The sequence below is a fragment of the Nocardioides agri genome, from assembly GCF_013778305.1.
Taxonomy (GTDB): Bacteria; Actinomycetota; Actinomycetes; order Propionibacteriales; family Nocardioidaceae; genus Nocardioides; species Nocardioides agri.
The window spans coordinates 1,122,528-1,137,885 of the sequence record NZ_JACEIC010000002.1; the positions used below are offsets into that span (position 1 = coordinate 1,122,528).

Here is a 15,358-nt window from a genome sequence, read left to right on the forward strand (position 1 = left end):
CCACGCCACGCCACCGCCATCCCGAGGAGCAGCCGATGTCCACCGACGTACTCGCCGAGCGCGCCCGCATCCAGGCCCTGGTCGAGGGGCGCACGCTCCCCGACGCACTCGCCGACACGGTCCGTGAGCACGGCGACCAGCCGGCGTACTCCGACAAGCACCACGCACCCGAGGGCGAGAGCTGGCGGACGCTCACCTGGAGCGAGACGAGCGAGCTGGCGCACGACGTCGCCGCTGCGCTGATCGAGATCGGCGTCCAGCCGGGCGACACGGTCGCCATCATGGCCAGCAACCGGATCGAGCACTACGTCGCCGACATCGCCGGCACGCTCGCGGCCGCGACCCCGATGTCGATCTACAACACGCTCTCCGCCGAGCAGGTCGCGTTCGTGGCGGGGCACGCCCGCCCGACCGTGGTCATCCTCGAGACCGCCGACCACCGGGCGCGGTGGGAGAAGGCGCTCGGCGAGGTCGACAGCGTCAAGCGGATCGTGATGATCGACGAGGACTGGGCCGACCTGGCGGCCGCGGGCGCGGCGTACCGGGCGGCGAACCCCGACGCAGTCGCCGGCCGCACCGCCCAGCTCACCCCGGACTCCCCCGCGACGATCCTCTACACCTCCGGCACGACGGGGAACCCCAAGGGCGTCGTGCTCACCCACCACAACGTGCTCTACGAAGCGATGTCCACGCAGGAGAGGGCCGGCCTGATGGACCCGCAGCGCTCGGTCAGCTATCTGCCGCTGGCGCACATCGCCGAGCGGGTGCTCGGCCTCTACGGGCCGCAGATCACCGGCAGCCACATGTACGCGATCGGCGACCCCGCGCAGCTGCTCGGAGCGCTCGGCGAGGTGCACCCCACGGCGTTCTTCGGCGTGCCGCGGGTGTGGGAGAAGATCAAGACGGGCCTGTCCGCCAAGCTCGCCGCCGATCCTGACGAGGCCAACCGCAAGCTGGTCGAGGACTCGATGGCCGCGGCGCTCGCGTGGGTCGAGGCCCAGGAGGTCGGCGGCACGATGACGCCGGAGATCGAGGCGGACTACCGCCAGGCCGACGAACAGATCCTCGGCTTCCTCAAGCTGCTGCTCGGCCTCGACCAGGTCACCTGGGCGGGGTCCGCCGCCGCGCCGATGCCGCTCGACGTCGCCAAGTTCATGGCTGGGCTCGGTCTCAAGGTCTACGACGTCTACGGCATGACCGAGACCTGTGGCGCCGTCACCGCCAACGGTCCGGGCGGGTTCAAGCTCGGCACCGTCGGCAGCGCCAACCCGGGCATGGAGGTCAAGCTCGGCGAGGACGGCGAGATCCTGGTGCGCGGTCCGGTCAACACCCCCGGCTACCACCTCCAGGAGGACGCCACCCGTGCCCTCATCGACGAGGACGGCTGGATCCACACCGGCGACATCGGCACCCTCGACGACGACGGGTTCTTCGCGGTCGTCGACCGCAAGAAGGAGCTGATCATCACCTCGGCTGGCAAGAACGTCGCGCCGTCGAACATCGAGAACTACCTCAAGGAGTCCCCGCTCATCGGGCACGCGATGGCGATCGGCGACGGCCGCCCGTACGTCGTCGCGATCCTCACCCTCGACGGCGAGATCGCCCCCGTGGTCGCGCAGTCGATGGGCATCGAGTTCACCGACCTCGCCGAGCTCGCCGAGAAGCCCGAGATCCGCGCACTCGTGCAGCAGGCGGTCGACGCCGCCAACGAGCGCCTCTCCCGCCCCGAGCAGGTGAAGTCGTTCGAGCTGCTCCCCGTCGAGTGGACCGCCGAGTCCGAGGAGCTGACCCCGACCCTCAAGCTCAAGCGGCGGGTCGTGAACACCAAGTACGCCGACGTGGTGGACCGCCTCTACGGCTGACCGCTGCTCGTACCGCACCGTCGCCGACCTGCGGGTTGGGCGCTGGGTTCTTCCGGGACGTTCGCGGTCAGTCCGGGGATCTTGATCCACCAGGTGAATCAGAAGCTCCGCTGAGACCTCCACGCGCCCCGACCGCAGGTCGGGGCAGACCCGGCAAGATCGACCTGTGACCCAAGCACCTGTCCCGCCCGGGCTCGTCGAAGCGTTCTGGGAGTACGAGCGCGCGCTGATGGACGACGACGTCGCGACCCTCGACCGGCTGTTCGCGCCGGGGCCGACGACGATCCGGGGCGACGCCGACGGGCTGCTGGTCGGGCACGACCAGATCAGCGCGTTCCGCGGCCGCCGCGGTGGGGCGCCGCGGCGGCGGATCGTGCAGACCCACGTGCAGACCGTCGATGACGACCACGCCCTCGTCGTCGCGGTCACCGAGCTCGAGCGCGGGGGCCGCGGCCAGCAGACCCAGCTGTGGCTGCGGACCGCCGACGGCTGGCGCGTCAGCGCCGCGCACGTCTCGACCCCCGCCCCGGCGCTGGACACACGAGTGTGGCGGGTGGTCGGCGACCCGCTCGTGCCGGCGACCGGCTCCGGCCCGCTCGACGGGGAGAGCGTCGCCGTCAAGGACGTGTACGCCGTGCGCGGGCAGCGCATCGGCGCCGGCAACCCGGCCTGGCTGGCGCAGGCGCGCGAGGAGCCGGTGACCGCGCGGGCGGTGGAGCTGCTGCTCGAGGCCGGGGCCGCCGTGCGCGGCATCGCGCGCACCGACGAGTTCGCGTGGTCGCTGGCCGGCACCAACGCGCACTACGGCGCCCCGCCCAACCCGAGGGCTCCCGGCCGGGTGCCGGGCGGCTCCTCCTCGGGGTCGGCGAGCGCGGTCTCGCTCGGCCACGCCAGCATCGGCCTCGGCACCGACACCGGCGGCTCGATCCGCGTCCCGGCGGCCTACCAGGGGCTCCACGGCATCCGGACCACCCACGACCTGGTGTCGTCGTACGCCGTGCTGCCGCTGGCCCGCACGTTCGACACCGTCGGCTGGCTCACCCGCGACGCCGGCCTGCTCCAACGGGTCGGCGAGGTGCTGCTGCCGCCGGGGCCGCGCAACCCGGCCGCCGAGCTGGTCAGCGTGCCGGGCCTGCTGGCCCTCGCCGAGCCCGACGTGGGCGAGACCGTCGACCGGTTCGCCGCCGAGCACGGCGCGATGCGCGAGTCGTGGGACCTGGCCGCGCTCCCGGCTTGGCTGCGCGCCTTCCAGACCGTCCAGGCCCGGGAGGCCTGGCAGGATCGGGGCGCCTGGCTGGCCCCGCGGCTCGACGAGCTCGGCACCGACGTCCGCGGCAGGTTCGAGGCCGCGGCGCAGGTCGACGAGGAGAGTGCCGACGCCGCACGCCGCGTGGTCGCCGAGGCCCGCAGCACGATCCGCGACCTGGTCGGCGACCGGGTCGTCGTGCTGCCCTCCGCCTCGTCGGTCGCACCCCTGCTCGGGACCGGCCTCCAGTCCGTGCGCGAGGCGACGCTGACGCTGACCTGCCTCGCCGGGCTGGCCGGCCTGCCCGCCGTCAGCGTGCCGGTGACGGCCCGCTCGGGCCTGCCGACCGGCGTCTGTCTCCTGGCCGGCGCCGGCCGCGACCGCGATCTCCTCCAGCTGGCCATTGACCTGGCCTGACCGGGCACGAGACCGTTGCACCTCTGAAACGACCGTTTCGCGTCGCGAGGGGAGGGTCCGTGCGGCTGGACGAGCTCAACGCGCTGCCGCCCGGGGAGGCCGACGCCGCCCTGCGCCCCTGCGTCGACATCGACTCGTGGGTGCGCGGCCTGGTCGACGCCCGGCCGTACGCCGACCGTGCCGACCTGCTCGCCCGCGCCGACGACCTCGCCCGGGACTGGACGCCGGCCGAGGTCGAGCAGGCACTGGCCGACCACCCGCGCATCGGGGAGCGACACGCCGGCAGCGGGGCGAGCGCTCAGATGTCCGGTCGCGAGCAGGCCGGCGTCGACCAGCACGACGCCGACGTGCAGCGGCGGCTGGCCGAGGGCAACGCCGCGTACGAGCAACGGTTCGACCGCATCTACCTGGTCCGCGCCGCGGGTCGCTCGGCGGCGGAGATCCTCGCGCTGCTCGAGGAGCGCCTCGGCAACGACCCGGACACCGAGCTCGCCGTCACCGCCGGTCAGCTGCGCGAGATCGCGCTGCTCCGCCTGGAAGGACTCGTCCCATGAGCACCCTCTCGACCCACGTCCTCGACACCACCGCCGGCGTCCCGGTGGTCGGCCTGCGCGTCCACCTCGGCAACGCCGCCGACCAGGCGATCGCCGAGGGCGTCACCGACGACGACGGCCGGGTGCGCTTCGACGCCGACCTGCCGGGCGGGCCGCACGTCCTCACCTTCGAGACCGGCTCCTGGTATGCCGAGCAGGGCCGCGAGACGTTCTTCCCCGTCGTGGGCGTCGCCTTCCGGATCGACCCCGCGCGGCCGCACCACCACGTGCCGCTGCTGCTCAGCCCGTTCGCCTACTCGACCTATCGAGGGAGCTGAGATGGCGCGCATCGTGCTCGGGCCCAACCAGTACGGCAAGGCCGAGGTGCGGCTGGTGCGGGTCGACCGCGGCAGCGACCGGCACACGATCGCCGACCTCAACATCACCACCCAGCTGCGCGGCGACTTCACCGCGTGCCACACCGAGGGCGACAACGGCCACGTCGTCCCCACGGACACCCAGAAGAACACCGTCTACGCGTTCGCCCGCGACGGCGTCGGTGCGCCGGAGGACTTCCTGCTCCGGCTGGCCCGTCACTTCACCTCCGCACACGCGTGGGTGACCGGCGCCCACCTCTCGGCGGAGCAGTACTCCTGGCAGCGGCTCGGCGACCACTCCTTCGCCCGCGCCGGCCGGGAGACCCGCACCGCGTCGGTCGAGGTGGACGGCGAGAGCGTCGTCGTCACGGCGGGCCTCAAGGACTGCACGGTCCTGAAGTCGACCGACTCCGAGTTCCACGGCTTCCCCCGCGACCGCTACACGACGCTGCCGGAGACGAGCGACCGGATCCTGGCCACCAACGTCACGGCCGCCTGGACCTACGGCCGCGACGGCCTCGACTACGACGCGACGTACGCCGGCGTCCGCGACCTGCTGCTCGAGACGTTCGCGGCCCACCACTCGCTCGCGCTGCAGCAGACGATCTTCGCCATGGGCGAGGCGGTGCTGGAGCGCTACGACGAGATCGAGTCCGTCAACCTGGCCTGCCCCAACAAGCACCACTTCCTCGTCGACCTCGAGCCCTTCGGGCTCGACAACCCCGGCGAGGTCTTCTTCGCCGCCGACCGGCCCTACGGGCTGATCCAGGCCACGGTCCTCCGGGAGCACGGGTGACCGCGGTCGACGCGGTGCGTGCCCAGCGGGTGCTCCTCGACGCGGAGCTCCGGCCGGCAACGCTCGTCCTGCGCGGCGGGCTGGTGCTCGCGGTCGAGGCGATCGACCACCCGGTCGCGGGCGAGGTGCTCGACGTCCCGGACACGGCGTACGTCGTGCCCGGCGTCGTCGACATCCACGTGCACGTCAACGAGCCGGGCCGCACCGAGTGGGAGGGCTTCGCGACCGCGACGAGGGCGGCCGCCCGCGGCGGGGTCACGACGCTCGTCGACATGCCGCTCAACTCGGTGCCGCCGACGACGACCGTCGACCACCTGCGCACCAAGCAGCGGGCGGCGGCCGGCCAGATGGCGGTCGACGTCGGCTTCTGGGGCGGCGCCGTGCCGGGCAACCTCGCCGACCTCGAGCCGCTGTGGGAGGCCGGCGTGCTCGGCTTCAAGTGCTTCCTCTCGCCGAGCGGGGTCGACGAGTTCCCGCCCCTCGACCCCGACCAGCTGCACGCGGCGCTGACCGAGGTCGCCCGGATCGGGGCGCTGATGGTCGTGCACGCGGAGGACGCTGCCGTGCTCGACGTGGCCCCGGTGCGACCCGGCCGCGCGTACGCCGACTTCCTGCACTCCCGGCCGGACGCTGCGGAGACCACGGCGATCCAACGCCTCGTCGACGGCTGTCGCGAGACCGGCGCCCGGGTGCACGTGCTGCACCTCTCCAGCGCCCGCGCGCTCGACGTGGTCGCCGACGCCAAGGCCGACGGGCTGCCGCTGACCGTCGAGACCTGCCCGCACTACCTGTGCTTCGCGGCGGAGTCGATCCCGGACGGCGCCGCGGAGTTCAAGTGCTGCCCGCCGATCCGCGACAGCGGCAACCGCGACCGCCTCTGGGAGGGCCTCCGGGCCGGCGTGATCGACATGGTGGTGAGCGACCACTCCCCCACCACGCCCGCCGAGAAGGGCCGCGGCGACGGCGACCTGCAGCAGGCGTGGGGCGGCATCAGCGGGCTGCAGGTCGGCTTCGCCGCGGTGGCGCACGAGGCCCGGCTGCGCGGCGTCGACCTCACCGACGTGAGCCGCTGGATGTCCCGGGCCACCAGCGACCTGGTCGGCCTGACGACCAAGGGGCGGATCGAGGTCGGCGCCGACGCGGACCTCGCGGTCTACGACCCGACGGTCGCGCTGGAGGTCGACGCCGGGCGACTCGAGCACCGGCACCCCATCTCGGCGTACGACGGGCTGAAGCTCGACGGCAGCGTCACCCACACCCTGGTGCGCGGACGGCTCGAGCCCGACCACGACTGGGGCCGTCAGCTGAGGAGGCCGCGATGACCAGCCAGGTGAACCCGCCGCCGCGGCTGCTGATGGGGCCCGGCCCGGTCACCGCCGACCCGCGGGTGCTGCGCGCGATGTCGGCCCATCTGGTCGGGCAGTTCGACCCGTGGATGACCGACACGATGACCGAGACGATGGGGCTCTACCGCGACGTGTTCCGCACCGCCAACGAGCAGACCTTCCTCGTCGACGGCACCTCCCGCGCCGGGATCGAGGCGGCCCTGGTCAGCCTGGTGGAGCCCGGCGACCGGGTGCTGGTGCCGGTGTTCGGGCGGTTCGGCCACCTGCTCACCGAGATCGCGGCGCGGTGCGGCGCCGAGGTGCACACGATCGAGGTGCCGTGGGGCGAGGTGTTCGCCCCCGAGGCGGTCGAGGACGCCGTACGCGCGGTGCGGCCGAAGGCGGTCGCCGTGGTGCAGGGAGACACCAGCACCACGATGTGCCAGCCGCTCGCCGACCTCGGGGAGATCTGCCGGCGGCACGACGCCCTGCTCTACTGCGACGCGACTGCCAGCCTCGGCGGCAACGACTTCGAGATGGACGCCTGGGGCCTCGACGTGGCGACCGCCGGGCTCCAGAAGTGCCTCGGCGGACCGTCCGGGTCGGCGCCGATCTCGATCGGTGACCGCGCCGTCGCGGTGATCGACGCCCGCAAGCACGTGGAGGCGGGCATCCGCTCCGACGACGACGAGGACCTCGGCGCCCGGATCGCCAGCAACTACCTCGACCTGGCGCAGGTCATGGACTACTGGGGTCCGCGGCGGCTCAACCACCACACCGAGGCGACCACGATGCTCTACGGCGCCCGCGAGTGCGCGCGGCTGCTGGTCGAGGAGGGGCTGGACGCGGCGGTGGCCCGGCACGCGCGGCACGGCCGGGCGATGCTCGAGGGCGTGCGCGGGCTGGGACTCGGTGTGTTCGGCGACGTCACGCACAAGATGCACAACGTCGTCGCCGTCGAGATCCCCGACGGCGTCGACGGCGACAAGGCACGCACCGCCCTCCTCGAGGACTTCGGCATCGAGATCGGGACGTCGTTCGGCCCCCTGCACGGGCGGGTCTGGCGGATCGGCACGATGGGCTACAACGCCCGCAAGGACGCCGTGCTGGTCACGCTCGCGGCGCTCGAGCAGGTGCTCCGCGGGTACGGCGTGCCGGTCACCGCCGGCGGTGGCGTGGGTGCCGCGCGCGAGGTGTACGCATGACCACGGCGAGCATCGTGCTGGACCGGTGCGCCGAGCTCGACCGGTTCACCGCCACGCCGCCGAGCCTCGAGCGGGTCTACCTCTCACCCGAGCACGCGTCCGCCAACGCGGTCACGGCCCGGTGGCTCGCCGAGGCGGGGCTGGAGCCGTGGCAGGACGCCGCCGGCAACCAGTGGGGGCGGCGCGAGGGTCCGTCCAGCGAGCGACCGGCGCTGGTGCTCGGCTCCCACCTCGACACCGTGCCCGACGCGGGCTCCTTCGACGGCATGCTCGGGGTGACGATGGCGATCGCGGTCGCCGAGCGCCTGCGCGACACGGCTCTGCCGTTCGCGCTGGAGGTCGTCGGCTTCAGCGACGAGGAGGGCACCCGGTTCGGCAAGGCGCTGCTCGGCAGCCAGGCGGTGGCCGGGACGTGGGAGCCCGAGTGGTGGGACCTGCGCGACCGCGACGGCGTCACGCTGCACCAGGCCTTCCGCGACTTCGGCCTGGACCCGCGCCGCGTCGGCGAGGCGGCCCGGCGGCGCGGCAGCATGCTCGGCTACCTGGAGGCGCACATCGAGCAGGGGCCGTGGCTGGAGGCCGAGGACCGCTCGCTGGGCTACGTGACGTCGATCGCCGGGGCCCGTCGCTTCCGCATCAGCGTGGTCGGGGAGGCACGGCACGCCGGCGGCACGCCGTACTCCCGACGGCGCGACGCGCTCGTCGGCGCCGCGGAGGCGATCACCCTCATCGAGCGCCGGGCGCGCGCGACCGGCGACCGCGGCTGCATCGCGACCGTGGGCCGGATCGAGGCGCAGCCCGGCGCGATCAACGTGATCCCGGGCCGCACCGACTTCAGCCTCGACCTGCGCGCCTCCACCGACGCCGAGCGCGACGACATGTGGGCCGTGCTGCGGCTGGAGATGGAGGAGCTGTGCGCGCGACGCGGGCTGCGGCTCGAGGTGCGCGAGACCCACCACGCCCCGGCGGTCGAGTGCGCGGCGTGGCTCCAGGAGGCGGTGCAGGCGGGCATCCGCAGCACCGGGGACGACGACCCGGTCGGGCTGTGGAGCCCGGCCGGACACGACGCGATGGCGATCGGGCTGACCACGGACGTCGGGATGCTCTTCCTGCGCTGCCACGACGGGATCAGCCACCACCCCGAGGAGGACGTGCGGGCGCTCGACGTCGCCGCGGGCCTCGACGCCCTCACGGCGGCCGTGCTCGAGGTCGCCGCCCGGTACGCCGACGGGAGGACCTCGTGAGCGAGCGCATCGAGTCGCGGATCGCCGCCCGCTACGACACCCTGTCGCCGCAGGAGCGCCGCGCCGCCGAGACGCTCCTGGAGAACCTCGACGACCTCGGGACCTACCGCTCCGCCGAGCTGGCCGACCTGGCCGGGGTCTCGAAGGCCACGATGAGCCGGCTCTTCCGCAGCCTCGGCTTCACCGGCTTCGACGAGGTGCGCGACCACCTGCGCGGACTGCGCACCTCCGGGGTGCCGGGACGTGTCGACGGGGTGCCGACGACCGCTGCCCACCTGGCCCACGAGCAGGACTCGCTGCGCCAGGCGCTCGAGAGCCCGGCGCTGCCCGAGGTGGTCGCGGCCGTCGCAGGCGCCCGCCGCGTGCTCGTGGTCGGCTGGCGCAACAGCCACCCGGTCGCGCTGCACCTGCGCCAGCAGCTGGCGCACGCACGCCCCGACGTGCGCCTCGGCCCGGTGCCCGGCCAGGTGCTCGGGGAGGAGCTCGCAGACCTCGAGGCCGGCGACGTGCTGCTGCTCGTCGGCTTCCGTCGGCGGCCGGCCGGGTTCGCCGCGACCCTCGCGGCCGCCACGGCCACCGGCGCGACCGTCGTGCTGATCGCCGACGAGACCGCGCGCGGGCACGCCGCCGCGGCGGCGTACTGGCTGGAGTGCCCGGTCTCCTCGACCCTCGCCTTCGACAGCCACGCCGCGGCGATGAGCCTGGTCAGCGTGCTCGCCGACGCCGTGCTGTCGGCGCTCGGGCGCAGCGCCCGCGACCGGGTCGCGGCGATCAGCGCCACCTATGCCCACCTGGCGGAGGTGGAGTAGTGGACCTCGTCTCGGTCACCGAGCTGCGCGCCGCGCGGGAGCGCGCCGACCTCGCCCTCGCGCCGGGCGAGACCGTGCTGGCCGGCGGCACCTGGCTCTTCTCCGAGCCCCAGCCCGTCACCGGGCTGGTCGACCTCACCACGCTCGGCTGGCCCGACTGGGAGGAGCTGCCCGGCACCCTGCGGATCGGCGCCACCTGCACGGTCGAGCGCGTCCTGCACGCGCCGTGGGGTCCGGCGGCCGGGCTGGTGCGGCAGTGCGCCGACGCGTTCCTGATGTCGGTGAAGGTCCAGCACGTCGCCACCGTCGGCGGCAACGTCTGCCTCGCCCTGCCCGCCGCCGCCGCGGTCTCGCTCGCGAGCGCGCTCGACGCCACGGCGCTCGTGTGGACCCCCGACGGCGGCGAGCGACGAGAGCCGGTCACCACCTTCGTCACCGGCGCCGGCACCACCACGCTGCGACCGGGCGAGGTGCTGCGGGCGATCGACGTCCCCGCCACCGCACTGACGCTGCCGCACGCCTTCCGCCGCGCCTCGCTCACCCGCCACGGCCGCTCCTCGGCCGTCGTCATCGGGTCCGGCGACCGCCTCGTCGTCACCGCCTCGACCACCCGGCCGGTCGTGCTCGACCGGCACGACCTCGAGACCGGGCTGGCGGCGATCGACTGCTGGTACGACGACCCGCACGGGCCGACCGACTGGCGCGCCCACGTCACCGGCGTGCTGGCCCGCGAGGTCGCCGCGGAGCTCGCGGCATGAGGGTCAACGGCAGGTCCGTCGACGCGAACCCGGGGCCGGGCCAGTGCCTGCGGACGTTCCTGCGCGAGGCGGGCCACCTCGAGGTCAAGAAGGGCTGCGACACCGGCGACTGCGGCGCCTGCTCGGTCCTGGTCGACGGCGCGCCCGTGCACTCCTGCCTCTACCCCGCCGCCCGCGGCGTCGGCCGCGAGGTGACCACGGTCGCCGGCCTCGGGGCCCCCGGCGACCTGCACCCGGTGCAGCAGGACTTCCTGGCGGCCGGCGGCTTCCAGTGCGGCTTCTGCACCGCGGGCTGGGTCGTGACCGCGGCCGGGGTCGGCCCGGTCGACGACGTCGAGCGCACGTTCAAGGGCAACCTGTGCCGCTGCACCGGCTACCGCTCGATCCGCGACGCCCTCGCCGGGAGCGGCAACACCACCGCCCAGGGCGGGTTCGGCGACTCCGTCCGCCCGCCGGCCGCCGAGCGGGTCGTCACCGGCACCGAGCCCTTCACGCTGGACCTCCCGGACACCGGGGTGCTGCACATGGCGCTGCTCCAGAGCCCGCACGCGCACGCGCGGATCACCCGCGTCGACGCCAGCCGCGCGGCCGCGGCGCCCGGCGTACGCCTCGTGCTCACGCACCACGACGTGCCCGAGGTGCTCTACTCCACCGGCCGCCACGAGAGCCGCCTCGACGACCCCGACGACACCCGGATGCTCGACGACGTGGTGCGCTTCCGCGGCCAGCGGGTCGCGGCGGTCGTCGCCGACTCCGTCGCCGAGGCGCAGCGCGCCGTCGCGCTCGTCGACGTCGAGTACGACGTGCTGCCCGCGGCCTTCGACCCGGAGACGGCGCGCCTGCCCGGCGCTCCCCTCCTGCACGGAGACAAGTCGGCCGAGGACTCGCGGATCGCCGATCCCGGCCGCAACGTCGTCGCTGCCACGCACGGCGAGGTCGGCGACGTGGAGGCCGGCCTGGCCGCCGCCGCCGCGACCGTCGCCGGCACCTGGTGGACCAGCCGGGTCACCCACGCCTCACTGGAGACCCACGGCGCGCGGGGCTGGCTCGACGAGGACGGCCGGCTGGTGGTGCGCACGAGCACCCAGGTGCCGTTCCTGGTGCGCGACGAGCTGGCGCACGTCCTCGGGCTGGCGCCGGACCGGGTGCGGGTGGTGGCCGCCCGCGTCGGCGGCGGCTTCGGCGGCAAGCAGGAGATGCTCGTCGAGGACCTCGTCGGCCTCGCGGTGCTGCGCCTCGGTCGCCCGGTGCAGCTGGAGCTGACCCGCGAGCAGCAGTTCACGCTGGCTCCCTGCCGCCACCCGATGCGCGTGTCCGTGACCGCGGGCGCCGACGCCGACGGCGTGCTCACCGCGCTCGCGGTCGACGTGCTCAGCGACACCGGCGCCTACGGCAACCACGCGGTCGGCGTGCTCTTCCACGGCTGCCACGAGTCGGTGGCGGTCTACCGCTGCCCCAACAAGCGGGTCGACGGCGAGGCGGTCTACACCAACCACGTGCCGTCGGGAGCGTTCCGGGGCTACGGCCTCGGGCAGGTGATCTTCGCGATCGAGTCGGCGCTCGACGAGCTGGCCCGCGAGCTGGGCCTGTCGCCCGTCGAGCTGCGCCGCCGCAACGTCGTCCGGCCCGGCGACCCGTTCGTGGTCAACGGCGCGCCGACGCCCGACCTCGACTACGGCAGCTACGGCCTCGACCAGTGCCTCGACCTGGTCGAGACCGCCCTGGCCCGCGGCGACGGCGAGCCGGCGCCCGAGGGCTGGGCGGTCGGCGAGGGCATGGCGGTCGCGATGATCGCGACCATCCCGCCGCGGGGCCACCACGCCACCGCCTCGGTGACGCTGCACGCCGACGGCACCGCGGAGGTCGCGGTGGGCAGCGCCGAGTTCGGCAACGGCTCCGCCACCGTGCACGTGCAGCTCGTCGCCGAGGAGCTCGGCATCGCCCCGGACGCGGTGCGGCTGCGCTCCTCCGACACCGACGCGACGGCGTACGACACCGGTGCCTACGGCTCGACCGGCTCGGTCGTCGCGGGCATGGCGGTCGCCGACGCGGCCCGTGCGGTCTGCGCCGCGGTGGGCGAGGGGGCGCCGCTGCCGGTCACCCGGTCGGCCGAGCACCACGGCACGCCGCGCTCGGTCGCGTTCAACGTGCACGGGGTGCGGGTGGCGGTCGACCGCCAGACCGGCGAGCTGCGGGTCCTGCGGTCGGTGCACGCCGTCGACGCCGGCGTCGTGATCAACCCCGAGCAGCTGCGCGGCCAGGTCGAGGGCGGCGTCGCGCAGGGCTACGGCAGCGCGCTCTACGAGGAGATGCTGGTGGGCGAGGGCGAGGTGCTCACCCGGTCGTTCCGGCACTACCGAGTGCCGCAGCTCGGCGACGTGCCGCCGACAGAGGTGCTCTTCGCCGACACCCACGACGCGCTGGGACCGCGCGGCGCGAAGTCGATGAGCGAGGCGCCGTACAACCCGGTGGCGCCGGCGGTCGCGAACGCCGTCCGCGACGCGCTCGGCGTCCGACCCCACGAGCTGCCGATGAGCCGCGACCGGCTCTGGCGGCTCGCCACCACCCACCCGGAGGAGCTCGCATGACCGACGACGCCCACTGGCTCGGCACGGCCGTCGACCTGGCGGTCGCGAACGTCGCGGACGGAGGCGGCCCGTTCGGAGCCGTCATCGTGCGCGACGGCGTGCTCCTGGGGAGCGGCCAGAACAGGGTGACCCGCGACCTGGACCCGACCGCCCACGCCGAGGTGCTCGCGATCCGCGCCGCCTGCGCCGCGATCGGCGACTTCGCGCTGGCCGGGTGCGTGCTCTACACCTCGTGCGAGCCCTGCCCGCTGTGCGTCGCGGCGTGCCTGTGGGCCCGCCTGGACCGCGTGGTCTTCGCGGCCGACCGGCACGACGCCGCCCGCGGCGGCTTCGACGACCACGCGTTCTACGAGCTCTTCGACCGCGACCGCAGCACCTGGCCGACGCTCGTCCACCCCGGGGAGCACGCCGGCTCGTTCGCGCCCTTCGAGGCGTGGCTGGCGAAGCCGGACCGGACGACGTACTAGACCGCGCGGGCCGCCGCCCGCCCGGCGACCCTGCCGGAGAAGAGGCAACCGCCGAGGAACGTGCCCTCGAGCGCGTTGTAGCCCATCATCCCGCCGCCGCCGAAGCCGTTGACCTCGCCCGCGGCGTACAGGCCCGGAAGCGGCTCACCGGAGGCCGTCAGGCAGCGGCCGTCGAGGTCGGTCTCGAGGCCGCCGAGCGTCTTGCGGGTGAGCACGTTGAGGCGTACGGCGATGAGCGGGCCGGCCTTCGGGTCCAGCAGCTTGTGCGGCGTGGCCACCCGGATCAGCTTGTCGCCGCGGTAGGTGCGGGCCCCGCGGATCGCGGTCACCTGGGCGTCCTTGGTGAACTCGTTGTCGATCTCACGGTCCCGCGCCTCGACGAGCGAGCGGAGCGACGGCTCCTCGATGCGGGGCGCGTCGTCGTCGGCGATCTCGTTCATGCCGCGCACGAGCTCGGTGAGGGTGTCGGCCACGACGAAGTCGGCACCGTGCTGCTTGAACGCCTCGACCGGGCCGGGGGCGCCGGACTTCACCCGCGAGAGCAGGAGCTTGACGTCCTTGCCGGTGAGGTCGGGGTTCTGCTCGGACCCGGAGAGCGCGAACTCCTTCTCGATGATCTTCTGCGTCAGCACGAACCACGAGTAGTCGTAGCCGGTGGTGCGCAGGTGCGCGAGCGTGCCGAGCGTGTCGAAGCCCGGGAAGTACGGCGCGGGCAGGCGCTTGCCGGTCGCGTCGAGCCAGAGCGAGGACGGGCCGGGGAGGATGCGGATGCCGTGGTTGTCCCAGATCGGGTCCCAGTTGCGGATGCCCTCGACGTAGTGCCACATGCGGTCGGGGTTGATGACGCGGGCGCCGGCGGCCTCGGTGATGCCGAGCATCCGGCCGTCCACGTGGGCCGGTACGCCGGCCACCATGGTCTTCGGCGGCGTCCCGAGCCGGGCGGGCCAGGTCTTGCGGACCAGGTCGTGGTTGCCGCCGATGCCACCGCTGGTGACGATCACGGCCTGCGCGCGCAGCTCGAACTCGCCGACCGCGACCCGGCTGCTGGCCTGCCCGCGCCGGATCGAGCTCGGCTCGAGCAGGGTGCCCCGGACGCCGACCACGGCGCCGCCCTCGACCACGAGGTCGTCGACCTGGTGGCGGAACCCGAACCGCAGGCGGCCCGCCGCCGCGTGCTCACGGCACCGCCGCTCGAAGGGCTCGACCACGCCGGGGCCGGTGCCCCACGTGATGTGGAAGCGCGGCACCGAGTTGCCGTGGCCCTCGGCCCGACCGTCGCCGCGCTCGGCCCAGCCGACGACCGGGAACGTGCGGTGGCCCATCTCGCGCAGCCAGGCGCGCTTCTCGCCGGCGGCGAAGTCGACGTACGCCTCCGCCCAGGCGCGCGGCCAGCGGTCCTCGTCGCGGTCGAACTGCGCGCTGCCGAGCCAGTCCTGCATCGCGAGGTCGCGGGAGTCCTTGATGCCCATCCGGCGCTGCTCGGGGCTGTCCACGAAGAAGAGCCCACCGAGGCTCCAGAACGCCTGGCCGCCCAGCGACTGCTCCGGCTCCTGGTCGAGCAGGACCACCGATCTGCCGGCGTCGGCGACTTCGGCCGCGGCGGTCAGGCCGGCCAGGCCGGCGCCGACGACGATGACGTCACAGGACTCGAGGCTCGTGTTCACGGGCGGATCATGACACGCGTCACATCTCGAGTGGGAGGCAGGTTACCCGTCGGTCACCACTTCCGCT

General features: G+C 74.2%; 13 protein-coding genes. 12 read left to right on the plus strand and 1 reads right to left on the minus strand.

The window, feature by feature from the left end:
* The first annotated feature begins 35 nt into the window (after positions 1–35).
* The 12 genes from HZF07_RS09945 to HZF07_RS10000 all read left to right on the plus strand — a co-directional run bounded on the left by HZF07_RS09945 (position 36) and on the right by HZF07_RS10000 (position 13,627).
* Entirely contained in the window at positions 36–1,862 is a 1,827-nt protein-coding gene (locus tag HZF07_RS09945) for an AMP-dependent synthetase/ligase (protein WP_157341309.1), read from the plus strand.
* Between the two features lie 166 nt (positions 1,863–2,028).
* The gene (locus HZF07_RS09950; protein ID WP_181645011.1) at positions 2,029–3,525 is read left to right on the plus strand and encodes an AtzH-like domain-containing protein; all 1,497 of its coding nucleotides are present in this window, start codon (positions 2,029–2,031) and stop codon (positions 3,523–3,525) included.
* 59 nt (positions 3,526–3,584) lie between these two features.
* On the plus strand, positions 3,585–4,079 hold the full coding sequence (uraD, locus tag HZF07_RS09955) for a 2-oxo-4-hydroxy-4-carboxy-5-ureidoimidazoline decarboxylase (RefSeq protein WP_181645012.1): 495 nt from the start codon (positions 3,585–3,587) through the stop codon (positions 4,077–4,079).
* Positions 4,076–4,396: a hydroxyisourate hydrolase gene (gene uraH, locus HZF07_RS09960; RefSeq protein WP_157341311.1), complete on the plus strand. Its 321-nt coding sequence runs from the start codon at positions 4,076–4,078 to the stop codon at positions 4,394–4,396. The genes uraD and uraH overlap by 4 nt, the downstream gene beginning before the upstream one ends.
* A 1-nt stretch (position 4,397) precedes the next feature.
* Positions 4,398–5,231 (plus strand): factor-independent urate hydroxylase, encoded by an 834-nt coding sequence (gene pucL / locus HZF07_RS09965; protein ID WP_157341313.1) that lies wholly within the window; start codon positions 4,398–4,400, stop codon positions 5,229–5,231.
* The gene (allB, locus tag HZF07_RS09970; protein WP_181645013.1) at positions 5,228–6,553 is read left to right on the plus strand and encodes an allantoinase AllB; all 1,326 of its coding nucleotides are present in this window, start codon (positions 5,228–5,230) and stop codon (positions 6,551–6,553) included. The genes pucL and allB overlap by 4 nt, the downstream gene beginning before the upstream one ends.
* A complete protein-coding gene (locus tag HZF07_RS09975) occupies positions 6,550–7,761 on the plus strand; it encodes a pyridoxal-phosphate-dependent aminotransferase family protein (RefSeq protein ID WP_198346376.1) in 1,212 nt (403 codons plus the stop codon). The genes allB and HZF07_RS09975 overlap by 4 nt, the downstream gene beginning before the upstream one ends.
* Entirely contained in the window at positions 7,758–9,005 is a 1,248-nt protein-coding gene (locus HZF07_RS09980) for an allantoate amidohydrolase (RefSeq protein ID WP_157341315.1), read from the plus strand. The genes HZF07_RS09975 and HZF07_RS09980 overlap by 4 nt, the downstream gene beginning before the upstream one ends.
* A complete protein-coding gene (locus HZF07_RS24395) occupies positions 9,002–9,814 on the plus strand; it encodes a MurR/RpiR family transcriptional regulator (protein ID WP_181645014.1) in 813 nt (270 codons plus the stop codon). The genes HZF07_RS09980 and HZF07_RS24395 overlap by 4 nt, the downstream gene beginning before the upstream one ends.
* The gene (locus HZF07_RS09990; RefSeq protein WP_181645015.1) at positions 9,814–10,572 is read left to right on the plus strand and encodes an FAD binding domain-containing protein; all 759 of its coding nucleotides are present in this window, start codon (positions 9,814–9,816) and stop codon (positions 10,570–10,572) included. The genes HZF07_RS24395 and HZF07_RS09990 overlap by 1 nt, the downstream gene beginning before the upstream one ends.
* Positions 10,569–13,160 carry a molybdopterin-dependent oxidoreductase gene (locus HZF07_RS09995; protein WP_157341317.1) on the plus strand — a complete coding sequence of 864 codons (2,592 nt, stop codon included), beginning with the start codon at positions 10,569–10,571 and terminating at the stop codon, positions 13,158–13,160. Before HZF07_RS09990 ends, HZF07_RS09995 begins: the two co-directional genes overlap by 4 nt.
* A complete protein-coding gene (locus HZF07_RS10000) occupies positions 13,157–13,627 on the plus strand; it encodes a nucleoside deaminase (protein WP_157341319.1) in 471 nt (156 codons plus the stop codon). The genes HZF07_RS09995 and HZF07_RS10000 overlap by 4 nt, the downstream gene beginning before the upstream one ends.
* Here HZF07_RS10000 and HZF07_RS10005 read toward each other — a convergent pair.
* The gene (locus tag HZF07_RS10005) at positions 13,624–15,291 is read right to left on the minus strand and encodes an FAD-binding dehydrogenase (protein WP_181645016.1); all 1,668 of its coding nucleotides are present in this window, start codon (positions 15,289–15,291) and stop codon (positions 13,624–13,626) included. The genes HZF07_RS10000 and HZF07_RS10005 overlap by 4 nt on opposite strands.
* Between the last annotated feature and the right edge of the window lie 67 nt (positions 15,292–15,358).

Coding starts and splice junctions, on each gene's coding strand:
- HZF07_RS09945 (WP_157341309.1), top strand. CDS start 36: ATGTCCACCGACGTACTCGCCGAGCGCGCCCGCATCCAGGCCCTGGTC.
- uraH (WP_157341311.1), top strand. CDS start 4,076: ATGAGCACCCTCTCGACCCACGTCCTCGACACCACCGCCGGCGTCCCG.
- pucL (WP_157341313.1), top strand. CDS start 4,398: ATGGCGCGCATCGTGCTCGGGCCCAACCAGTACGGCAAGGCCGAGGTG.
- HZF07_RS09975 (WP_198346376.1), top strand. CDS start 6,550: ATGACCAGCCAGGTGAACCCGCCGCCGCGGCTGCTGATGGGGCCCGGC.
- HZF07_RS09980 (WP_157341315.1), top strand. CDS start 7,758: ATGACCACGGCGAGCATCGTGCTGGACCGGTGCGCCGAGCTCGACCGG.
- HZF07_RS09995 (WP_157341317.1), top strand. CDS start 10,569: ATGAGGGTCAACGGCAGGTCCGTCGACGCGAACCCGGGGCCGGGCCAG.
- HZF07_RS10000 (WP_157341319.1), top strand. CDS start 13,157: ATGACCGACGACGCCCACTGGCTCGGCACGGCCGTCGACCTGGCGGTC.